Annotated in this window: 18 protein-coding genes and 1 pseudogene; 12 read left to right on the top strand and 7 right to left on the bottom strand. The window is 65.8% G+C overall.

Going from position 1 to position 21451, the window contains the following annotated elements; genetic code table 11:
* Window positions 1–65: 65 nt before the first annotated feature.
* Window positions 66–336: pseudogene (locus tag AB0P29_RS14800) on the top strand (CNNM domain-containing protein); the annotation flags it as partial.
* 125 nt (window positions 337–461) lie between these two features.
* Here the strand turns inward: AB0P29_RS14800 and nrdH are convergent.
* The 7 genes from nrdH to AB0P29_RS14765 form a co-directional block, all read right to left on the bottom strand.
* Window positions 462–719 carry a glutaredoxin-like protein NrdH gene (gene nrdH / locus AB0P29_RS14795; protein ID WP_363380959.1) on the bottom strand — a complete coding sequence of 86 codons (258 nt, stop codon included), beginning with the start codon at window positions 717–719 and terminating at the stop codon, window positions 462–464.
* Window positions 720–894: 175 nt separating this feature from the next.
* Window positions 895–5448, bottom strand: coding sequence for a DEAD/DEAH box helicase family protein (locus tag AB0P29_RS14790; protein WP_363380957.1), 4554 nt, complete (start codon window positions 5446–5448; stop codon window positions 895–897).
* 410 nt (window positions 5449–5858) lie between these two features.
* Entirely contained in the window at window positions 5859–6365 is a 507-nt protein-coding gene (locus AB0P29_RS14785) for a hypothetical protein (RefSeq protein ID WP_363380954.1), read from the bottom strand.
* Window positions 6366–6687: 322 nt separating this feature from the next.
* Complete coding sequence (locus AB0P29_RS14780) at window positions 6688–7101, bottom strand: hypothetical protein (RefSeq protein ID WP_363380952.1); 414 nt, start codon at window positions 7099–7101, stop codon at window positions 6688–6690.
* Between the two features lie 2 nt (window positions 7102–7103).
* Complete coding sequence (locus AB0P29_RS14775) at window positions 7104–7757, bottom strand: ParA family protein (RefSeq protein WP_363380950.1); 654 nt, start codon at window positions 7755–7757, stop codon at window positions 7104–7106.
* A gap of 234 nt (window positions 7758–7991) precedes the next feature.
* Window positions 7992–8339, bottom strand: coding sequence for a hypothetical protein (locus tag AB0P29_RS14770; protein ID WP_363380948.1), 348 nt, complete (start codon window positions 8337–8339; stop codon window positions 7992–7994).
* A gap of 1235 nt (window positions 8340–9574) precedes the next feature.
* Window positions 9575–9850 (bottom strand): winged helix-turn-helix domain-containing protein, encoded by a 276-nt coding sequence (locus AB0P29_RS14765; RefSeq protein WP_363380946.1) that lies wholly within the window; start codon window positions 9848–9850, stop codon window positions 9575–9577.
* A 365-nt stretch (window positions 9851–10215) separates the two neighbouring features.
* Between AB0P29_RS14765 and AB0P29_RS14760 the strand changes: the two genes are divergently transcribed.
* The 11 genes from AB0P29_RS14760 to AB0P29_RS14710 all read left to right on the top strand — a co-directional run bounded on the left by AB0P29_RS14760 (window position 10216) and on the right by AB0P29_RS14710 (window position 21370).
* Complete coding sequence (locus tag AB0P29_RS14760; protein WP_363380944.1) at window positions 10216–10938, top strand: hypothetical protein; 723 nt, start codon at window positions 10216–10218, stop codon at window positions 10936–10938.
* A 4-nt stretch (window positions 10939–10942) separates the two neighbouring features.
* A complete protein-coding gene (locus AB0P29_RS14755; RefSeq protein ID WP_363380943.1) occupies window positions 10943–11566 on the top strand; it encodes a M23 family metallopeptidase in 624 nt (207 codons plus the stop codon).
* A 14-nt stretch (window positions 11567–11580) separates the two neighbouring features.
* Window positions 11581–11868 carry a hypothetical protein gene (locus tag AB0P29_RS14750; RefSeq protein ID WP_363380941.1) on the top strand — a complete coding sequence of 96 codons (288 nt, stop codon included), beginning with the start codon at window positions 11581–11583 and terminating at the stop codon, window positions 11866–11868.
* A 143-nt stretch (window positions 11869–12011) separates the two neighbouring features.
* Entirely contained in the window at window positions 12012–13364 is a 1353-nt protein-coding gene (locus tag AB0P29_RS14745) for a hypothetical protein (RefSeq protein WP_363380939.1), read from the top strand.
* Window positions 13361–14857, top strand: a complete 1497-nt coding sequence (locus AB0P29_RS14740) for an SCO6880 family protein (RefSeq protein WP_363380936.1) — start codon at window positions 13361–13363, stop codon at window positions 14855–14857. Before AB0P29_RS14745 ends, AB0P29_RS14740 begins: the two co-directional genes overlap by 4 nt.
* Window positions 14854–15219: a hypothetical protein gene (locus AB0P29_RS14735; protein ID WP_363380933.1), complete on the top strand. Its 366-nt coding sequence runs from the start codon at window positions 14854–14856 to the stop codon at window positions 15217–15219. The genes AB0P29_RS14740 and AB0P29_RS14735 overlap by 4 nt, the downstream gene beginning before the upstream one ends.
* Window positions 15216–16826 carry a hypothetical protein gene (locus AB0P29_RS14730; RefSeq protein ID WP_363380931.1) on the top strand — a complete coding sequence of 537 codons (1611 nt, stop codon included), beginning with the start codon at window positions 15216–15218 and terminating at the stop codon, window positions 16824–16826. Before AB0P29_RS14735 ends, AB0P29_RS14730 begins: the two co-directional genes overlap by 4 nt.
* Window positions 16751–18187 (top strand): AAA family ATPase, encoded by a 1437-nt coding sequence (locus tag AB0P29_RS14725; RefSeq protein WP_363380929.1) that lies wholly within the window; start codon window positions 16751–16753, stop codon window positions 18185–18187. Before AB0P29_RS14730 ends, AB0P29_RS14725 begins: the two co-directional genes overlap by 76 nt.
* A 5-nt stretch (window positions 18188–18192) precedes the next feature.
* The gene (locus AB0P29_RS14720; protein WP_363380927.1) at window positions 18193–20016 is read left to right on the top strand and encodes a TraM recognition domain-containing protein; all 1824 of its coding nucleotides are present in this window, start codon (window positions 18193–18195) and stop codon (window positions 20014–20016) included.
* A gap of 369 nt (window positions 20017–20385) precedes the next feature.
* On the top strand, window positions 20386–20883 hold the full coding sequence (locus tag AB0P29_RS14715; protein WP_363380926.1) for a hypothetical protein: 498 nt from the start codon (window positions 20386–20388) through the stop codon (window positions 20881–20883).
* Between the two features lie 37 nt (window positions 20884–20920).
* Window positions 20921–21370, top strand: a complete 450-nt coding sequence (locus AB0P29_RS14710) for a single-stranded DNA-binding protein (protein WP_363380923.1) — start codon at window positions 20921–20923, stop codon at window positions 21368–21370.
* Window positions 21371–21451 lie beyond the last annotated feature (81 nt).

Raw genomic sequence — 21451 nt, 5'->3', positions numbered from 1 at the left:
GACCCCGACAGACCCGGCGCCCGGCCGATTCGGCGGGCGTACGCTGACGAAGGGCTTGACGTTCGATGAACGGCGACCTCATCCTGAACATCGCGCTGGTCATCGCATTCGTGCTCATCGGCGGCGTCTTCGCACGCACCGAGATGGCGCTGGTCACCCTCCGCGAGAGCCAGGTCAACGCGATCGCCGCGCGCGGCCGGCGTGGTGAGCGCACCGCCGCGCTGGCACGCAACCCCAACACGTTCCTGTCGGCGGTGCAGATCGGTGTGACCGTCGCAGGGATTCGCTTCGGCCGCCTACGGTGCGACCTCCATCGCACCGTCTGTCGCTCCGCTGTGATGCATCAGACCAGACATTGATGCAAATGCCCTGCCGAGGTTCCCGATCTCGGGGCCAACCTCTTTCAGCAACGCCACAAGTACCCACTTCTCGCTGCGGCGTGGGCTCGACCTTGCTCTCTTTCATGATGCATCAGACGGCAATATTGCTCGCTTGGTGAGCCGCTTGATCTGGTCGGGCTGGAAACCCGACCAGTGATCGTCGTCGTCGGCGACGACGACGGGGGCTTGCCGGTAGCCGAGTTCCTCGGTGACGTATTCGAGGGCGGCGGGCACCTCGGTGATGTCGACCACCTCGTATTCGAGGTGCGCGCTGTCGAGGGCGCGATAGGTCATTTGGCACTGCATGCAGTTCGGCTTGGTGTAGACGGTGATGCTCATGACCCCTCCTGATGTGTGAACCCGTTCCTGGTAAGCGGAGCTAGACCGGTTCGAGGGAGTGGCGCGCAACCTGCAAGGCGACGCCAGTCGGCCCCGGAGGGGCTAGCGCGCCGCGAGCGGCCGGTCATGCTGGAGCGGCAGGAACGGGGTGCGCTCAGGAGGGTGCGGGCGGGAGTCATCGGGACATTCCGCGGGTGTCTGTTGCAGGGATCGCGTCCGGGCCGGTGTGGATGATCCGGGGCTTGGTGATGGGCGCGGGATCATCGGTCGGTGTGTTCTCGGGCTGGGGCTCCTTGGGCTCGGTCATGGCGCGCAGCTGCGCGTCGATGCGTTCAAGGTTGGTTCGGGCGTCCTGGAGGGCGTCGCCGTGCTTGAACGGGGCGCTCAGAGAGCGGACGGCTTCAGCGCGGGCCTCGGTTTCGGCAGCGATCTGCTCCTTGGTGTGTTCGATGAGGGTGGGGAGGTTGGCGATGCGGTGCTCGAGCATCCGGATCGCGCCGATATCTTCGGGGTCGGTGAGCTTCTTGCGGTCGACCTTCACGGTGGCGGCGGGGATGCCCTCGAGCCCGAACTCGACGAAGACCGTTCCCAGGTCGGTGCGGGTGCGCGCGGTGATGGGGAAGCCGGAAATCTCACCGATGACACCCTTGGTGGTGTCGTAGCCGGGGCGGGCGTAGTGGATGCCGGCTGCCCCGGCCCACCGGACCAGGGCCGCGGCGGCGTCCACGCGCTTGTCGCAGTGGCGTCCGTAGATCGAGATGCGGAAGTTGTCGCCGGCGAGGTCGCGCACGCGAGGCGCAGCTGCGGCGTAGGCGGCGAGGTTCGCGTTGAGGATTCCGAGCCGTTGGTCGGCGTTGCGGATGGTGCCGTCGAGGGTGGAGCGGTTGCGTTGCCAGGCGCGCTCGAGGCGTTCCAGCCGGGAGGACTCGTTGATGGCGATGGACCGTTCCAGCAGTAGCGGGTTTCCGCTGGCGAGGGCTTTGGCTTCGGCAGCGCTCAGGGAGTCGTCGCCGAGGTCTTGCATCTCGCGCACGTCGAGGCGTCCACGCATGACCTGGTTGATGAACTTCGACTTCCGTTCGATCGCCTGCCACATGTAGGCCGAGAACGTCCCGGTGGTGACGTACTGGAAGATCCCCACTTCGGGGTTCTGATTGCCCTGGCGGATGATGCGACCGTGGCGTTGGGCGACGTCGGCAGGTCGCCAAGGGCAGTCGACGTCGTGCAGCGCGATAGCGCGGGCTTGGACGTTGGTGCCGACGCCCATCTTCGCGGTCGAGCCGATGAGAACAGCGACGCCGCCTTCGCGTGCGGCACTGAACAGTCGCGCTTTCTCGGCGTCGTTCTTGGCCTCGTGAACGAACCGGATGCCCTCTGCGGGGACGCCTCGCTGTGTGAGGACGAGCTTGAGCTCGTCGTAGGCGTTCCACTTCTCGCTGGGGGTGCCGAGGTCGCAGAACACGATTTGGAGGGCGCCGGGGACCGGGGACGGCTCCCCCGTGCGGGTGTCCCGGTAGGTGTTGTGCTTGTTCTGGTGGTAGATCCTCGCGATGTTCTCGGCGACGTCGTGGAGGGCGATGGGTTCTGCGCCGACGTCGGCGTATTGGTCGACCAGCCGGTAGTCGACGGCTGCTTTGCGGCCGTCGCTGGAGACCCACAGCATGTTGTCGACCTTGCCGTTGATCTCGCGCGGGATGCGCTGCTGGATGCGTTCAGCGCGTTCCCCGAGGTCGGCGACATAGTCCATGACGCTGTCGCCTGCGGTGAGGGCGACGGTCTGCGGGAGCCGCTTCCCGTCCTCGCGGAGCTGCAGTGCGGGGACGGGGAGGTTGAGGTCTTCGGCGGTCTTCACGTCGGCGAACACATGCCACATGCGGAGCATCTCGGGCACGTTGACGAACTTCGCGAACCGTGTTTTGAGGCGGAACGCTCCCCCGCCTTGTGGTGCCATCTCCACGTCGGTGACTTGTTGACCGAACGTTGCGGCCCAGGCGTCGAACGCTTCGACGCCGGCCTTACGGAGCAGGTCGGGCCGTAGGTAGCGCTGCATGACGTGCGCCTCGGTGATGGAGTTGGCGATCGGTGTCGCGGTCGCGACGGTGACGACGCGGGCGCCGTGGGTGTTGCGGAGGTACTCGAGCTTCATCGCCATGTCGGTGGCGCGCTCGGAGCCCTGGATGTTGGCGTCGGGGGTCTTCGAGGTCGTGCTGAGGTTCTTGTAGTCGTGGAACTCGTCGACGACGAGGTAGTCGATCCCTGTGGACTCGAAGGTGATGCCGGGGTCGCGTTCCTGGTCGAGCAGGTTCTTCTGCTTTTCCTCGAGGGCGGCGAGACGCTTCTCGATCTGCTTGACGGTCATCCGGTCTTCCCCGGTTGCGTCGGCGAGGGCTGCTTGCAGTGTCTGAACTTCGTGATCGAGGAAGGCGGTCGCAGTTTCGGCTTCGACGGGGAGCCGGCGGAATGCCTCGCGGGTGAGGATCACCGCGTCCCAATCGTTCGATGAGGCGCGGGCGACGAACAGTCGTCGCTTGTCTCGGGTGAGCTGCTCGCTGTTGGCGGCGAGGATGCGCGCTTGCGGGTAGATCTGCAGCCATTCGCGGGTGAACTGCTCGAGCATGTGGTTGGGGACGACGACGCCGATCTTGGTGGCCAGACCCATCCGGCGTAGTTCCATCGCACCGGTGACCATTTCGGCGGTCTTCCCGGCGCCGACCTCGTGGAACAGGCCCACGGCGGGCTCGCGGAGCATTCGTGCGACAGCGGCGCGCTGGTGGGGGCGGAGCTGGAAGCTCGCGGCCATGCCGGGGAAGGTGAGGTAGGCGCCTTCCCCGTCGTAGGAGCGCAAGACGGTGCTGTTGAATCGCCGGTTGTACTCGTCGGAAAGGTCGCGGGCGCGGGCGGGGTCCTCCCACACCCACTCCTCGAACCGTTCTTGGAGCAGTGCTGCTTTCTCTTGTGCAGCGGCTGTCTCGGTCGGGTTGAGGACTTTCCGGGTGCGGCCGTCCGCGTCTTCGTACTCGTCCTCCACCTTGATTTCGACCTGGTTCGCGAGGCGCTCGAACAGGTCGGTGGCGGGACGGCGCGCGGTTCCCCAGTCGGAGGTGGCACGCACGGATCGACGGTTCGCGTCACGGACCTTCCAGGTCGCCGGCAGCGGGTTGCTGACGGTGACCTGCGGGTCGTTGAGCAGTCCGCGGAGGAACTCTTGGTGGTAGGCGGGGCTTATCCAGACCGCGCCGACGCGGGCGGTGATCTCTTCCGGTGTGAGCGGGGTGGGCAGTACCTGCTCCAGGGCGCGCACGTTGCTCTCAAAGCGAGGGTCCGTGGCGGCGGCGTCGGCAGCGCTGGCCAGTTTGCTGCGCACGTCGCCGGACAGATACTCGGCGGCGGGGATGAGCGTTCCCGTCTCGGGGTCGTCGTAGACGAGCTCGCCGAGCTGGCGGCGCGCCTCCTCGACTACATCGCCGAGCATCTCGGCGATGTAGTCGAGGTCTACCGTCCCGTTGCGGTTGAGGCTGAGGTTGAGCGCGTCGGAGGGGGTGTCTGCGCCGAGCTTGTCAGGCCGGGGCAGGATGACGCGTCGCTCCAGGAGGGCGGCGGGTTCAGCCCTCTGCATGTTCTCGTCGAACACTTCGAGGGCCATGACCAAGGGCCCGAAGGGGTCGGTACGCAGCAGGCGCGTGGCGGTGGGAACCCGCCTGGACATGATGGGGTTGCCGTCCTCGTCGACACGGCCGGTGGGTGTCTCCTTGTACCGGTTGATGGGGCCGAACCGGGCGACGTACTTTTCCCACTGGGAGCGGAGTGCCCGACGGCCGGCGAGGATCTCGGCGGTGTCGTCGAGGCTGGCGCGCTCCATCGCGAGCTGGGTTACCGCTTGCGTACGCAGTGCTAGCAGCGCCCGCATCTCGGCCGCGGCGGACTTGGGGACGTTCATGGGCTCGCGACCGCTGCGCGTGCTGACGGCGAAGGTGCCGTCCTCGAGGGCGTGGATGGTGCCATCCCAGGCGTCGGGGTCGGGAAGGTCGATGACGGGGGCGGCGGTGGCCTGGCGGGGCGTGAATACACGACCGGACTCGCGCGCTTCCGCGACGATGCGCTCTAGCGCGGCATGCAGCGCGCGGGGAACGGCCTCGAGGTCGTTGGGGACGACCTGGAGAGTCTGCGACCCGTGCATTCCGTTCGTGACGTGGAGGGTGCCGAGCACGTTCTCGGGGCGCCGGTCGAAGTAGGTGTTGATCTTCATGGTCGCGCCGTCGATGGTGTGCGCCGTGACGCCTTCCCACAGCCGGTCGGAAGGTGCCGGCTCGTTGGGGTCGCGGCGGCGGAAGATCAGGAGGTCGGTGACGGCCTCAGTGCCGGCTGTCCGCTTGTGCGCGCCGGTAGGGAGGCGCACGGCGCCGAGCAGGTCGCCGTACATGGCCATTTCGCGGCGGGCTGCGGGGTTTGCCTGGTCCAGTGTGAAGTGGCTGGTCAGGACGGCGACGATGCCGCCAGGGCGGGTCAGGCGGAGCGATTTGAGGATGAAGTGGTTGTGGATCGAGTGCCCGTTGGCGTTGTCGATCGGGTCGTGGAGAGCGAACTTGCCGAACGGGACGTTGCCTACGGTGGCATCGAAGTAGTCGCTTGGGATCCGCGTGTCTGCGAAGGACTCGCTGCGGATCGTGGCGAGCGGGTACAGGTGTCGGCTGATGTCAGCGGTCACCGGGTCGAGCTCGACGCCGGTCATGGCGGCGCTGGAGGGTGCGTGGCCGATGAAGGTTCCGCTGCCGCTGCCCGGTTCGAGGACCGCTCCCCCGTCGAATCCGAGGTCGCGGAGCGCGCCCCAGACTTCGGTGACGTACTCGGGGCTCGTGTAGTGAGCGTTCAGTGTGGTGCGGCGCGCTTGAGCCCATTCCTTGTCGGTGAGCAGTTCGCGGAGCTCGTCGCGTTGGCGGGACCATTCCGGTTTCGCATCGTCGAAGACCTCGGGGATGGCACCCCAACTCGTCCACCGCGAGAGGATGAGCTGCTGTTCGGGTGAGGCCGTGGCGCCGGTGCGGCGCAGGTCGCGCAGAGTGCGAAGCGCTGCCGCGTTCGCGTCATACCGGGCTCGGGGGCCTGCCGGGACGAACGGTTCAGCCGGCGGGGCAAACGCGGCTACCGGGCGGGACGGTTCGAGTCCCTGGCCCAGCGGTTCTCCACGCTGGTCTCCCAGATCGAAGAGTGTTCCCGCAGATACTCCAGCGGGGACTGCGCTGCTGCCATCTCCTGCAGGAAGGTCAACGGGAGCAGCCAGCGTCGTTGGCTGTCCTCCCACGTCAGGCCGTGATCCGCGTCCCCGTCCAGCTGGTCCTTCATCTTCCAGGCCCAGTCCAGCAAGGAGTCCGTCGTCTCGCTCGTCGTGTCTTCCCACTCCTCCCGGCTGAGTTCCGGGGAGGCCAGAGCGCCCTCGTCTTCCATCGCGATTTCCTCCGCGCGGAGCCGTGCCTCGTTCAGTCGAGCGACCTTCTCGAGGTATTCCTCCCCCGGATGATCCGCGCCCGCCAGAGTCGGGATCAAGTCGGCGACGGTCGTCGCGATCCTCTCCCCCATTGTCGTGAAGTATTCCTGCGGGTTCGGCAGCTGCGCGAACGCCTCCGGGCGATGCGTCTGCCAGTGCCTCATCGCTCGCTGACCGTAGTGATTCATTGCTCTCCTGCCGCGTCGCGGTGCCGACCAGATCGTCAGTGCGAGATGAGCCTGACCGTACAACATCGCGGCGTGCAGGCTCTTCGCTGTATTGAGCATCCGAGTCCCCTTCCGAATCGAGGTGCGTCTGCGCTTGCTCGTCTGATGCTCCCCACAGGTCGAACTCGAGCTGTGTGGGTGGAGCCATGTGGCGGCGGCGAGCCATAAATCCCCCGTACGATCCGGCATATCTTCCTTGCCGCGTACGGTATCACCCGGCCGAATAGTTTATTTAGTCACTTGTGATGCCCGTTGCTCCCTACAGCGCGACGGATCGGCGTAGGGCTGTTTCGTCGTCCCCCTGCAGCTGGTCGGCTCGTTCGAGGAGGATGTCCACCGCGACGCGGATCAGGGTGTTGTCCGTGATCCGGGGGCCTCTCCCCTTCTTCGCGCGGTTGAGGCCACGCGCGAGCTCCCCCAGCGCTGAAATCTGATCGCTGCGGAGCCGCGTCTCCTTGCGCGTCAGCGCCAGATAGAGCGGCTGTTCCGGTTCGGTGGCGGTTTCCGTGCGGGGTGCCGGCTTCTTGCTCGGCGCGGCCTTCTTGGGTGCTGCTGCTCGAGGCGCCGGAAGCGAAGCGGATGCTGGCGAGGGCGCCGACGTCGGGGCCGGCGCCTCCGCGGGGACGCCTCTCTCGACCGCATCGAGTAGACGACCAAGCTGCTGGCGAGCCATGTTCAGTTCTCCTTCGCGGGGGTGTCGTTGGCCCACATCGACATCAGGTCCATCGCGACGTGGGTGTAGTCGAAGATCGCGTTGTGGTTCTGGCGTGTATCGGGGTACTGCGTGACCACGCGGCCCAACATCGGCGCGTCGGCGTGGGCGGCGTACTGGCGAACGTGTTGACGGAACCGAGGAAGGCCCATGCGGTCGACGAGCTCCTGCCAATCCTCGAGCTGGCCCGCGCGCCGCTGATCGATCTTGCTCAGCAGGACGCGGTACGGCAGGTGGCGGGGCTCGATGTGCTGACGAATGGTTCGCACGAGGGCCGGCGTGTTCAGGGGCTCGGGGTTCAACGGCAAGATCGCGAAGTCAGCGGCGTCGAGAACGGCGGACAGCACTCTGGTGTCTTCGAGGCTTCCGGGGGTGTCGACAAAGATCGTGTCGTAGTCGAGCTCACGCAACCGTGAGAGGTTCGCGGGATCCACATCGTCTGCGAAGTCGAACGGCAGGTCCTCCCCCGCATTGGTCGCCCACCATGTTGTTGATTGCTGCGGGTCGACGTCGACAACGAGTACCCGCGAGTGCTTGGCCATCACGGCGGCGAGGTTCATGGTGGTGGTCGTCTTGCCGACGCCACCCTTCTGACCGACCAGGGCAACGATCCTCATGTGCTTATCCCATCTCGTTTCGCAGCCGCTGCCATTAGCGACAGCGGCGAGTCTGTAACTCTGTAACTTGCAGACTTCCGAACTTCCGAACTCTGTAAGTGACAGACTACTACTTACAGACTTACAAACTTACAGACTTACAAACTTACAGAGGTACGGACTTACAGAGTTACGGACTTACAGAGTTACGGACTTACGGACTGGGCCGACATACAGAGTTACAGACTCACAGAGTTACAGAGTGCGCGTTGCTCGCCTACCTGTGCGCATCGAGGCGACGATCGCGTCGATCGCGTCGGCCTCAGCCTCCACGCGAGCCCGCGTGGCCGCGTCAGCGGCCAGCCGTGCTCGCTGTGCGGCGAGCCGTTCGTCGCGTTCGCGGATGCTTTCGACGGCAGGCGCGAGCTCGTCGGCACCGATGGCGCGCTGGAGGAGCCAGGCAAGGTAGCCGGCGGGATTTCGTTGGTCGGTCGGATCAGCGACGCGCAGATTCGAGTCCCGTGCCACGCGGTTGATCTGGTCCAGAGCCTGTCCTGCGGTCCAGCCGCGTTCGCTGAGGCGGAGCCGGTGAACGATTCGCACCAGCGCTCCGATGTGGTGCCCGGGTCGACGCAGCCAGGGGATTCGTCGCTGGAGCTCAGCCGCCAGTTGCTGATCTTGGAGGGGGAGAGGTGGACGGTCCTGCTTGGTGTTTTTTGTCATTGCTGGCCGCCGCGGAGCGGTGGCCGTCCGCGCGCGCGGTAGCGCGTGCGTTGTTGGTGTTTTAGGGACGTGAGTTACCTGCTCTCCTGACGGAGAGACAGGTAGGTGGACACTCTCCACAGATCGTGGATCTCGCTGGGGCGCGGCTGTGCGGGGGAGTGCCGGCATGACCAGAGCCCGCGTAGAGGCGGCGCGGAGCTGGTCGCCACCGTGCGTACGGCGTGCTTCCTGCCGCTCAGCGCTGGTCAGGTAGCGGCCCGCCACGACGGTGACAGCCAGCCCCAGAGCCTCGAGCAACAAGCGCGCCCTCTGCACGGTCTTGGCGCTCATCCCGAGGGACGCAGCAACCGTCTCGTGGGCGGTACTGACTCCTCGGCCGGTTCGTTGGTCAGCGGATTTGCGATCGGCGTACGCGACACGAAGGAGGGTGTCCGGCGCGACCTTTGCCGCCCGCCGCGCCGCTTCTCCCTGCTCGGTGCGAAGGGTGTCCATGACGACGTCGAACCATGCCTCACCGGAGGTCCACGCGCGCAGCTGGGCATGGGCACCGGACGGTGCGGGGAGCGACCATGAGCCGTTGCGGGCGCGCGACACGCCGTCTGTAGGTCCCTGTGTCGTTGATTTTTGGGCAGCACGGGCTACCATGAAGTCGTCTCCTTCCGTTGGAAGTAGGCACGACGAAGCCCCGCCTTCCCGGGCGGATCTTCGGTTCTTGCTTCACCTGGATCTGTTTGGCGACGTGCCAGATGAAGTGACTCGAGTTTTGAGGCCCGCTACGGCGGGCCTCTTCTCATTGGGCCGCGTCTATAGGCAGCTCCCCGTCTCTCGGTTCGGAGGACCACGTCGCAGGCAGACCCTGCAGAGTGATCTCCACGTTGGCCATGATGTGTTCGAACATCACGGCACGGCTCACACCAGCGCGCTCAGCAAGCTTCTCGAGCCGCTCTTTGGCCTCACGCTCGACCTCCCACCCCAGCGAAACGGGGTCGTGGAGAGTGCCGCGAGGGCGTCGACTGATGCGGGACATGGCGCCAGTTAACCCGAGGGCTTGGGTTAACGCGGGAGAACACGCCGAGATAACTCTCGGGTTCGCGTGACGGATGACGGGGGAGTGGTCAGAGCTCGCCGATGGCGTCGCCCAAACGAACCCACATCTCGGAGACAACGTCCTGATCGACCGTGTAGAGAACGGTCTGGCCGCGCTTCGGTTCACTCGGAGTGGTGACCAGGACGCCCGCCTGGACGAGAACAGCCAGCGCCTTGGCCACCGCGGGGTACCCGACGCCGAGCGCGTCGGCGATCTGTCCGCGCCGGACCGGTCCGTGCTTGCGGACGTAGCCGATGATGTTGGCTCGCAGCATGTTGCCCAGGGCGTGGATGGGGTCCTCCATGAAGTCACTCTCATGGGGTCGGACGTACCTGGGCATTCACTCATGATGCCGCACCGGTTTCGTCAAACACCACGTGGATAATCTTCCTATTCACCTTCCGACCGAATAGTTATAGTATCAACTACGGCAACGCGGAACGGAAGAGGAGGGGATCGTGGCCACTGAACTGATCGCCCCGACCCACCTGCTGCCCCTGTCCTCCAAATGGGGGACAAGCCGTGTGATCAGCAGATTTCTCTCTTATCCACAAGTGCAGGGGTCCCCAGTTCAGTGTCCGACGGGGGTAGGTATCGTGTTTGCGCTGGGCGCTCCCGTGTCTGGTCTGTGCCACACGGTCGCAGCCCTCACCGTGGCAAGGATTCCCCATGGCTAAGCGCTCTAAGTGGTTGATCGCCGGCAGCATCATCGGTGCGGCCGTCATCTTGTTCGGCCTGGTCATCGGCATCACCACGAACCTGTTCCGCGGCCCGGAGGCATCGCCGGGACCCTCGTCGAGCACCTCGCCGGTGCCCGGCGCGACCGGCGCGGGCCCTTCTCCTTCCGCCTCCGCGTCGCCGGGTGGAGAAGGGCAGGGAAGTGCCCCTGTAGAGGGGTGGGTGAAAGAGCCGGCAACGTCCGACCCCGAGGAGTACGCGACCGCGGCCATCAGAGCCGTCACGACCTTCGACCCGGCCCAGAGCTCGCGCGACGAGTGGGTCGCCTACCTCGAGTCGTGGATGACACCCGCCCTGGAGAACAACGGCGAGCCGAATCAAAAGGTCACCGACATGAACAAGCGTGTCCTGCGGTCCGAAGTCGCCATGGACGCCGAGCAGTGGGAGTACATCGCCAGCGTGCGTGGGACCGTCGAGGGCCAGTTTGAGCAGCTCGAGTCGCTCGGTGGCAGGGCCGAATATCAGGAGTACGTCCTCCTGGCCGACGTGCAGCAGATGGTTCGCCCGGGCGACGGGCAGACCGACGCGTGGGCGGAGGCGCGGCGGGTCTCGGTGTACATCGAGTGCAGCGACCGCGTCGAGCACACTGGATCGCAGAAGCCGGGCGACTGCAAGGTCATCCGCTGGGCCGATCAGACTCCGGAGGGGGAGTAGTCCTGTGCCCGCGCCGGCCGCTGTCATCGCGACGAAGACTCTGGGGAACCGAAAGGTTCGCAGGGGCCTCCTCGTCGTGCTGGTGGTCGCCGTCGTCACGTTTGGCGTCGCGGTGTTCTTTCTCTTCGCGATTCTCTCCGGCGCGAACCGTGCCACCGCGGGCGAAGTCCCCGCCCCGGGAGCTCCTGACGATGCGCCCGGGATGGTCTATCCCGTCGACGGCGAGTGGGGGTTCCCCGTCGCCGGCGACTACAGAGTCACCAGCGTCTTTGGGTACCGACCCCATGTGGTTCCCCACGATCACTGGGGAATCGACCTCGCTCAAGGGTGCGGCTCCCCGATCCTCGCGGCTGCAGCCGGCAAGGTCACCTTCGCCGGTTACGCACAGGGCGGCTGGGGCAACCGAGTCAAGGTCGAGCATTCTCCGTCCATCACGACCGCGTACGCCCACATGCAAACCGGCTCGATCACCGTCAGAGAGGGCGACATCGTTCAGGCCGGCCAGCGCATCGGCTCCGAAGGCAACACCGGCATTGGCACCGGCTGCCACCTCCACTTCGAGGTGTACCAGAACGGTGCCCGCATCAACCCACGACCATTCATGACCCAGCACGGCGTCACGTTCTAACGAAAGGCACTCTCGTGAATCTCCTACCCCTGACCAGCGTCCCCGACATCGAACCGAACTTCAACGCACCCTGGCTCGACGGCCTCCAAACGATCGTGTCGTACGTGCTGGCGACCGGGCTCGTCATCATGTTCCTGCTGCTGATCTTCGCGATCCTGGCCCTGGCCTTCGGCGGCATCTTCCCCGACCGGGCGCGTGACTGGGCCGGCAAGAACATCGTGGTGGTGTTCATCGCGACCGCTGCTCTCGGGGCCATCTCCGGCTTGTTCGGTTGGTTCATCAACTTCGACTTCGGGTTCTGATGTCTCGGCTGCTCCGGTTCTTCGCTCTCGTTGTCCTTGTGGCGGGCATTGTCGCTGGGACCAGCGTCAGCGCGTCCGCCGCACAGGCTCCGAGCGCCACCGGAGCGGTCGCTGCAGCTTCCGAGACTCCGTCCGATCAGCCGGTGACGGGGGAGGCCTGGTCGTCGCCCGCGGCGGCGGTTGCCTGCAAGCAAACCGCTGAGACGGTGTTGTGCACGCCGACGGATCCGGATGACACCGTGCAGCAGGCGTGCTACTCCGCTGTGCCGAGCAGCACCAGCGGTTTCGTCACCGTATGTTCGATCGCCGGCGCCAACCAGGCGGATCTCGAAGGAGTTGGAAAGAAGCTCGACTTCCAGTGGGGTTGCCAGTTCGGCGATGTCTTCTGCAGCACCATGGAAGGCGGCGCCGAGCAGGCTGCCGCGGAGTCGTTGAACAGCGCCGCCCGCGGCGCCGCGGCGCTCCGGTTCAACACGGACAGTCTTCTGTGGACCGTCGCGCTCGATCAGTGGAGTTTCTGGGCGTGGGCCGTTCTGATCGTCGTGCTGGTGGGCGGCATCGTGGGCATCACGATGGCGGCGTACTCCGGTAGCACCAGCGAAGTCATCTGGGCGGTAGTGCGGATGGGAATCACGTTCCCTTTGATCCAGCTGACCCTGTGGATGTTGGGGCAGATCATCAACGCCGTGGACCTGCTGTCATTCTCGATCTACGCGGACGCGGACCTGTTCGGGACGATGGGCGATCTTCTCTTCAACGCCGGCGGGAAGGTGAACCCCATGGCGGGGTTCATCGTCGTCGCGATGCTGTTCATCACCACCGTGGTGCTGTTCGTCGTTCTGATGGTCCGCAACATCGGTCTCGCACTGCTCGTGATGGTGGGACCCATCGCGTGGATGATCTTCCCGCTCCCGCGAGTAGGGAAGGAGTGGGTTGTTCGGTACCTGTCCGCAGTGGTGGCGCTGCTGCTGGCCGGGCCGATCATGATGAGCGCTTTCAAGTTCGTCACGGACGGGCTGCGCTCGGTGAGTTCCGTGTGGGACCCCGCGGTCTGGCCTTTCATGCTGACCCTCCTTGGTCTGTGCTTTGCGCCGTTGGCGGTCTTCTCCCTGTTCTCCTTCGCAGGGGGCAGCGTGGTCGACGCTGCTGCAGGCGCGGCAGGTCGTGGAGCTTCGAGCGCTGCAACGAAGGTGACCCGGGCCATTCCGCGTCCCCGCGTGGGGCAGCCACCCGCGGGACGGCCTGGGATGACGCCGAGGTCTGCGAACACCACGGGTCCGTCCCCGAGCACGTCGACCGGCAGAACAGCGTCGCCGTCGGCGGGGCGCCCCACGCAACCTGCGGGAGCGTCGCCGGGGCGATCGACGAACCCGGCTCCTGCCGGCAGCACAGCGCCGAGCAGCAGCGCGTCCCCGGCGCCGTCGACGCGAGCGTCGCGACGTCAAAGTGAAGCAGGCGGCGCGACTCCGCCGCGTCCGAACGGAGGAACACAGTGAGCGGGACGATCGATAAGGACATCGCCCGACCGGCTACTCTTCCCGCGCGTTCTTCCCAGGGAGTCGTGCTCGGGCTCGATCCGTGGCAGGTCAGCACGCTGCTGCTCGCAGGCGCGGTTCTGCTGATCAGTGTGCAGGTGTACGGCCCCGTCGGTGTGATCAGCGGGGGTCTGATCGGCGTCGCGCTGGCAGTCGCCTCTGTGGTCCGCTACCGCGGAATGTCGCTACCAAGATGGGGAGCTGTCTGGATGAACAAGAAGATGCGAGACGCGCTAGGCGCCACCAAGGAGACCTTCGCCCCAGAAGCGGCCCAGCCGACCCGCGTGGGCGCCCTTCGGCTGCCGGGGCGCTTGGCCTCAGTCGAAATCTGGGAGGTCGGGGATCTCGCTGCGGTGTACGACCCTCACGGACGGTCGATCACTGTGATGGCCGAGCTTGAGGTTCCCGGGTTCCTCATGAAGGACCTGTATGAGCGGATGGAGCTCGCCGATCGGTGGGCGATGGTGCTCGCGTCGTTCACACAGCGTCCCGGTGTGAAGCGCGTTGCCATGCAGGAGCGGACGTTCCCGGCGACGATCCGGCCCGCTCGCGACTACTTCGAGGAGCATAAGGGGAACTTATCCGTCCCCAGCGCAGACGAGCGCTACCAAGCGGTCATGGATAAGGCCGAAGGATTCGCCGTCGCTCACCGCAACTATCTGACCCTTACATACGACCTGTTGAAGCTCTCGGGGCAGCTGAAGGCTCTCGGCGGCGGCAAAGCGGCAGCCGTACGCCTCGCCGCGCTGGAGGCGGGCAACATTCGCGACGCGTTGGCAGGAGCTGAGGTGGAGGTTCGTCGGTGGCTCGGCCCTCGCGATATCGCCGCGTTGGCCCGAACCGCGTTCGACCCGGCCTCGATCCCCGTGATCGAGAACCGGACGGGCTCAGAGGCGGGTGTGGATCCGGTCGCGATGGGTCCGACGTACATGGAGGAACCGAAGAACAATCTCGGCATCGTTCACACGGACTCCGGCGTCCACACGACGATGTGGATCCACGAGTGGCCGCGAGCAGCTGCCCCCATCGGATTCGTGAACGACCTCGTCTTCGCCCGTCACCCGGTGGACAACACCGCCATCTCCCACATCTTCACCACGGTGATGACGCCCGTCCCGATCACCGAAGCGTTCAAGCGCATCAAGCGGGAGAAGAAGACCTGGCGCGCGAACCAGCGCATGAAGGCGCGGCGTGGTGAGGACGGCAACGCGATCGACACCGCCGACTTTGTCGCCCTACAGGCGCAAGAGGACGGTCTCGTGTCCGGTCACGGTGAGTACCGGTACGGCGGGTATCTGACCGTCACCGCGGCGACGGAGGAGGAGCTCGAGCAGTCGATCGCGGGGGTGCGCAACGCGCTTTCCCGCGCAGGCATGGAAGCTCAGATCCTGTACGCCCAGCAGGGTGAGGCGCTGCTGATCAATGCTCTTCCGATCGGATTGGGGCTGAAATGACCGACCGCACGCGCGACCTGGCAGCGATCTACCCGTTCGTTGCCGATAGCGGCATCGGGACCAAGGGACCGATCCTCGGCGTCGACCTCAACGCAGACAGCTTGTTCTGCTTCTCCCCGTGGGTCGCGTACAACGACGAAAGCGAGCGAGGCACCCTGTCGACCAACATCCTCGTGATGGGCGCGTACCGCGCCGGGAAGTCCGGCAGGGTCACCGCGGCGACGGAGGAGGAGCTCGAGCAGTCGATCGCGGGGGTGCGCAACGCGCTTTCCCGCGCAGGCATGGAAGCTCCGATCCTGTACGCCCAGCAGCGTGAGGCGCTGCTGATCAATGCTCTTCCGATCGGATTGGGGCTGAAATGACCGACCGACGCCGCGAAGGATGGGTGTTCGAGGACGCCAACCTCACGCCGAAGGAGCGCCGCCGCCTCCGCAAGGAGATGCGCGAGAGCGCCACCAACGTCCGCACGAAGACGAACAAGGCCGAAACGCGCCTGCCACTGCCGTCCACGCCCCGCTGGGGTGACGGCATGAAGAACCACGGGTGGTGGAACCTCCTGCCGATGGACGTTCCGCCGCACCGCGCCACCACGCGCGACCTGGCAGCGATCTACCCGTTCGTTGCCGATAGCGGCATCGGGACCAAGGGACCGATCCTCGGCGTCGACCTCAACGCAGACAGCTTGTTCTGCTTCTCCCCGTGGGACGCGTACAACGACGAAAGCGAGCGAGGCACCCTGTCGACCAACATCCTCGTGATGGGCGCGTACCGCGCCGGGAAGTCCGGCACGGTCAAGTGCCTCGTGAGCCGGTCGTTCGCGTGGGGATACCAGGCAGTCGTCCCGTCTGACTCGAAGGGGGAGTGGGTAGCGCTGGCCAACAACGTGGGCGGGAAAGTCATCAGCCTCGGCGGTCCGGGGGCTTACCGGCTGAACCCTCTCGACCGGGGGCCCGTCCGCAGCGAGACAACGGATGTAGAGGACGACATGATCGTCCACCAACGTCGCATCACCACTCTCGTGCAGTTGCTCGAGATGACCAACGCGGCGCACTCTCTGACCGCGGCTGAGCACAGCGTCGCAGTCCTCGCCTTGAATCTGGCGATCCAAGCCACCGACGATCGACCCACGCTTCGCGAGGTCCACCGGCAGCTGGGGCACATCATCACGGATGACTCCCTCGACGTGGAACGTAAGCCTCGAGAAGCCGCCGAGGACGTGCGGTTGCTGCTCAACCGATTCATCAGCGGCGACCTTTCAGGCATGTTCGAGGACGAGTCCACCGTCGAGTTCGATCAGGACGCACCGATCGTCGTCGTCGACACGTCTGAGCTGTTCCAGCGCAGCGAGCTGGTCGCTCAGATCGCGCAGGTCTGCACCACCAGTTGGGTGCAGGCCGTCATCTCGGACCGGAACTCGCGTCGCAAGCGCTACGTCATCCGGGAAGAGGGCTGGCGCGATATGACGAGCGTCCAGGCGCTGCAGATGTATCAGCAGTGGCTGAAGCTGTCGCGCTACTACGGCGTCTCGAACATCGTCATCCTGCACAAGATGGGCGACCTCGACGCCGTGGGACGCGAGGGTTCGCAGGAGCGCGCTCTCGCCTACTCGGTCGTGCAGGACATCGAGAACAAGTTCATCTTCCGGGTGAACCACCAGGAGGAGAAGAACCTCGCGACGAAGCTGAACATGCCGGACTCGCATATTCAGGTCGCTCGGCGACTTCGCAAGGGCGATTTCCTCGCCTACGTTGGAAGGTTCGCGTATGTCGTGGACTGCTTCAGCACCTCCACTCCCGAAGAGTTCGAGCTGTTCAAGACCGACGACGCGATGATGTCCGACCGCGACGTCCCCGGCACGACCCCAGACCCCGCCCCTCTCGCGCTCGACGAGCTGTGGCCGGCGCCGATCGAGGACGCCACCGACGAATGGCTGGCTGCCGTGCCGGCTCACAACGAAGGAGCATCATGACCATCACTCGGCCCATCGCCCGAGCCGCCGTCCTCGACGGCTACGCAACCTTCACCCTCCCCGACGGCACAGCAACACGTCTGATCGCCGAAGACGACAGCGACATTCGACGCACCGTCATACAGCGGGCGCAACAGCTGGCGGCAGAGCTCGGTCACGACATCGAGCTCGTGACCACGGGAACGCTCGGCTCCACGCACCTGCTCATCGGCACTGAGGGGAGCGTGTCACAACTGAAGATCGAGGACACCATCGAGTCGATCGAGGAACCGTCGCCGCTGCACCGCGCCGCCGACACGCTGCGGCAGTCACCGATCTTCGATACAGTCCCGGCCTCTCGTCAGCGGACGCGAACGACGCCCGAGCCCCCGGGACCCCGCGTCGCCGCCGGACCGACCCAGCATGCGGATGCGTCGACGCAGCCCGACCCGCCGCAGCCCGACCCGCCGCAGCCCGAGGCACCGCAGCGTCGACGTCCCTCATTCATCGTCACCGAAACCGCACCTCCTGTTGAGGCGAACGGGTGGCGTCGCGCGCTGGGCATGAAGCCCACGCCGCACGAGGAACAGATGGCCGCGGCTCAGCGGATCGTGTCGAGCCACTGGCCAGAGATCAAGCGGATCTCGGTCGTGAACGGCAAAGGCGGTGTGGGCAAGACCACGACGGTCGCCTGCCTCGCAGCGACGTTCGCCCGGTTCGGTGGCGGGGGAGTGCTTGCCTGGGACAACAACCCCACCCGTGGGACGTTGGGCTGGCGCACCGAAGCCGCCGCGCACAACGCCACGATCCAGGACATGCTCGAGCACTCTGACCGTCTCCTTGAGCCGGGAATGCCGCTGTCGACGATTGCGGGCTACGTTCACCATCAGACCGAGGACCGTTACGACGTCCTGCGCTCCAACCCGGAGATGCTGGCTATCCGGCAGCAAATCGCGAACGCGGAGTTCGACAAGCTCGTCGAGGTGACCAACCGCAACTACCGGTTGGTGGTGTTCGACTCTGGCAATGACGAGTCTGCGGAGCGATGGCTGCGCATGGTCGATCACTCGCACCAGCTGGTGATTCCCACGTCGGCTGCGCCTGAGTCCGCAGAGTCGGCAACTCTGCTCCTGGAGGCATTGGAGCAGCGGAGCGAGTACTCAGCATGGCTCGCACAGAACGCTGTGATCGTCGTGACGGACGGGGAACGCAACGCGCGTACCCAGACGATCGCGGCAGAGTTCCGGGAGGCGGGCTACCGCACTGAGGTAGTCCCGTTCGACCCGGAGCTGAAGAGTGGCCCGCTGCGGTTCGGTCGCCTCGGGAAGATGACGCAGGAAGCCTGGATCCGCGTCGCGGCCGAGGCTGCACGGGTGTTCTGAACGCCATGGGCCGCGAACGCTCGTCACTGATCACCGTGGGGGTCCTCGCGGCGTTGTTGGCTGTGGGCGTCGGGTACGTCCTGCTCTGCGAAATGCTCATCGCATCTGTATGTGGGGAGCGCCCGCAGGCAACGAACCCGATCGCAGCACTGCAACTGCTGTTCACGGGATCACCCGACGGGTACGCCCCGATCGCAGGGTGCGCGTTCCCGACCGGGCTCATCCAAGGCGTCACCATCGGCGTGACCGTGCTGCTGATCGCTCTCGCCATCGGCGGCGCGATCGCGTACGCGCGTTGGAAACAGACAGACGCAGCATTGATCGCAGACCTCCGCGGACGGCCTGGCTTCGCCACCAGGCGAGAGGTCCAGAAGTACTTCTCCGGGGCCTCTGTCCTCCGCCAGGCCAAGACTCTCCGGCCTGGGCTGACGCGAAAGCCCAGCGCGTCCGATGTGGGGTGGCCGTTAGGCGAATCGCGCGGCGTCGACGTCTACGTGTCGATCGAGGATTCGGTTGTCCTCGAGGGCCCGCCCCGAGGGGGCAAGGGGTTCCGGGTCCTCATCTCGGCGATCATCGACTGGGCCGGCCCTCTGATCACCACGTCGACCACCAACGACAACCTCACCGCGACGCTCCGTTCCCGCCAAGAGCGCGGAACGGTTCACGTGTTCGACCCGCAGGGGCTCTCCGGTCTGTCGCGCACTCTCCGGTACAGCCCAATCAGCGGTTGTGAGGACCCCCTCGTCGCCACTCAGCGCGGCCGAGCCATCATCAACGGCACGGCGCTGGGAGCATCAGCGAGCAACGGCGAGTGGGCAGACGCCGCAGCGACCGTGTTGGCACGTCTCCTGCACGCGGCCGCGGTGGGTGGCATGAGCGTCGCTGACCTGTACAACTGGGGGTCAACCCCCGGGATGGCGCGCGCCGCTGTCGACATTCTCCGCGTCGACGGGACGCCCGGGTGGGGTGACGGGCTTGAGTCGATCCTCGACGGCGACCCGAAGCTCCTCTCGTCGCAGTGGTTCGGCGTGCAGAGTGCCGTCGCGCCACTGGCGATCCCGCAGATCCGCGAAACGCTCTCTCCGGGGCCGTACGACGTCGTGTTCGACCCGCAGGAGTTCCTCGCGGGAGAGAACACGCTCTACCTGCTGGGGTCCTCGAGCGGTGCGACCGCGATGGGCGGGTTCCTCTCGGCCATGCTCGACGACATCGTCGAGGTCGCCAGGCGCAAAGCGCTGTCATCCCAGGGATCACGACTGCCCCTGCCGTTGGGGCTGATCCTGGACGAGATCGCCAACATGTTCCGGTGGGATGCGCTCCCTCGAGTCATGGCAGACGGCGGCGGACGCGGGATCTGTACGTTCGTCGTGCTGCAGGCACTCTCTCAGGCGGAAACGAGCTGGTCCGCCGCGGAAGCAAGCACCATCTGGAGCGCGGCGACCGCCAAGATTCTGCTCGGTGGCGCCGGCGACGCTGCACACCTTCGCGACATCGAGGCGCTTCTGGGCACGCGCACCACCAGCCGGAAGTCCCGGTCGTGGAACACCGAGTCGATGGGTCATTCCGTCAGCGAGCAGCACGAACGTCTCCCGCTGATGACCGTGGATGAGATTCGACGGATGCCAACCGGCATCGGACTGCTCACGTACCGCAACCGGCGACCCGCGTTGCTCGAGCTCGACGGGTGGATCGACCGTCGTGACGCTCGCCAAATCAGTGCAGGCAAGAGCGCCCTCGAGAAGGAGCAACAGGCGCACTTCGCCGCGCGTGAGCTCGCGCAGGCCACACTGCGACGCGGCCCAGATGCGACGCAGGAGGACGATGTCTAATCGCCGGCGTTCCGCTCACGCGAACCGGTACCGCAGCGGGTATCTCCGGTCGCGGCAGTGGTTTGCGCGCCGCGACCGGTGGTTCCGTGAACACGGAGCCATCGAATGTGCAGCCGGATGCGGACGGCCGGCGGATCGGCGGCACGTCGAGCTCCACCACATCTCGTACGACGGGGTCTCCTACGTCGACGGCGTGTGGAGCGCTCAGGAGGCGCACGACGACCTGTGGCCGATGCATCCGGCATGCCACGAGTTGCTGCACCGGATCATCGACAAGGATCCCGTCCTCTCCCGACACCGCACACGCCGTCAGGCGTCGGAGGCTGCCCTCCGGATCGTTCGCACTCGAATCGAGAATGGGAGCCACTCGTGAGCTTTTCCGGTGACTGGTCGCCCGAAGAGGCTGAGGCCGCGCTGTTGGAGGAACTCGGCGGGTACGACGTTGGCGATCGCGCCGCGGGCGCCGCCGCGGCCGCGGGAGATGTCGTCAACTGGCGCGAACTCGAGGACAGCCGCGCGCCGGAAGTGTGGACAGATCTTCGCGGGTGGGTGGAATGGTTCACCGTCCGCTACCAACTCAGCACCTCGGTGATTCCGAACTGTTGGTGGCGGCATGGCCGGCTCGTTGAGGAACTGTCCGCGCTCCGCAGCGCCCACCGAGCACTGTTCTCCGATGAAGACAGTGGCCTGGGACCGATCGGGTGGCACGAACGCCTCACGCTCTCCCTCCAACGCATCAAGGACGTCTCCAACGGGTACGGCTGCACCAGCGGTCACGTGGAGAAGAAGTCGGCCCGCGATTGGAGCGCCGTCGACGACGCCGACGAATGGGAAGCGTGGATCACGCAGGGCCACGGCAACCGATGACCTCCTGCACCCGCAGGAACGAAGGAAAGGATGAGAGATGAGCTCCACGAAGATCCCGGTCACCCTGGAGGGCCGGCTCACCGCCGACCCAGACAGCGGTCGATCTGAGCGCGGAATCGACTATGCCGCGTTCGACATCGCGGTCAACGAGCGTCGACTGAACGAGGAGACCAACAAGTGGGAAGACGGTGCTGTCGTCTTCCACCGTGTCGTCGCGTTCGGGCAGCAGGCGCAGAACGTCGCCGCGTCCCTGCGCAAGGGGCACAACGTCGTCGTCAACGGCGACCTGAAGTTCGGTACCTACACGAATCCCGAAACCGGTGAGACGCGCGAAACGCGTCAGGTGATCGCGGACACGGTCGGGGCGTCCCTGAAGTTCAACGAGGTGACGGTCGGCCAATCCCCAAAAGCTAGAGGCCCGGAGCTGTACGCCACCGGGCCCGTAGCCACGCCGGAGGTCCAGTCCGGCGCAGGGGTTGCTCGCTGACAGAAGTACCGAAGCGGGCGGGACACAGCGTAGCCCCGCCCGCTTCGCTGCGCTCGGGCATCGAGAGATAGACCGGCAATC

The sequence above is a fragment of the Microbacterium sp. NPDC080220 genome (assembly GCF_040686395.1).
In the GTDB taxonomy this organism is placed as follows: Bacteria; Actinomycetota; Actinomycetes; order Actinomycetales; family Microbacteriaceae; genus Microbacterium; species Microbacterium gawkjiense.
Note: the sequence above shows the minus strand (reverse complement) of the source record. Positions and strands in the feature narration are given on the sequence as shown.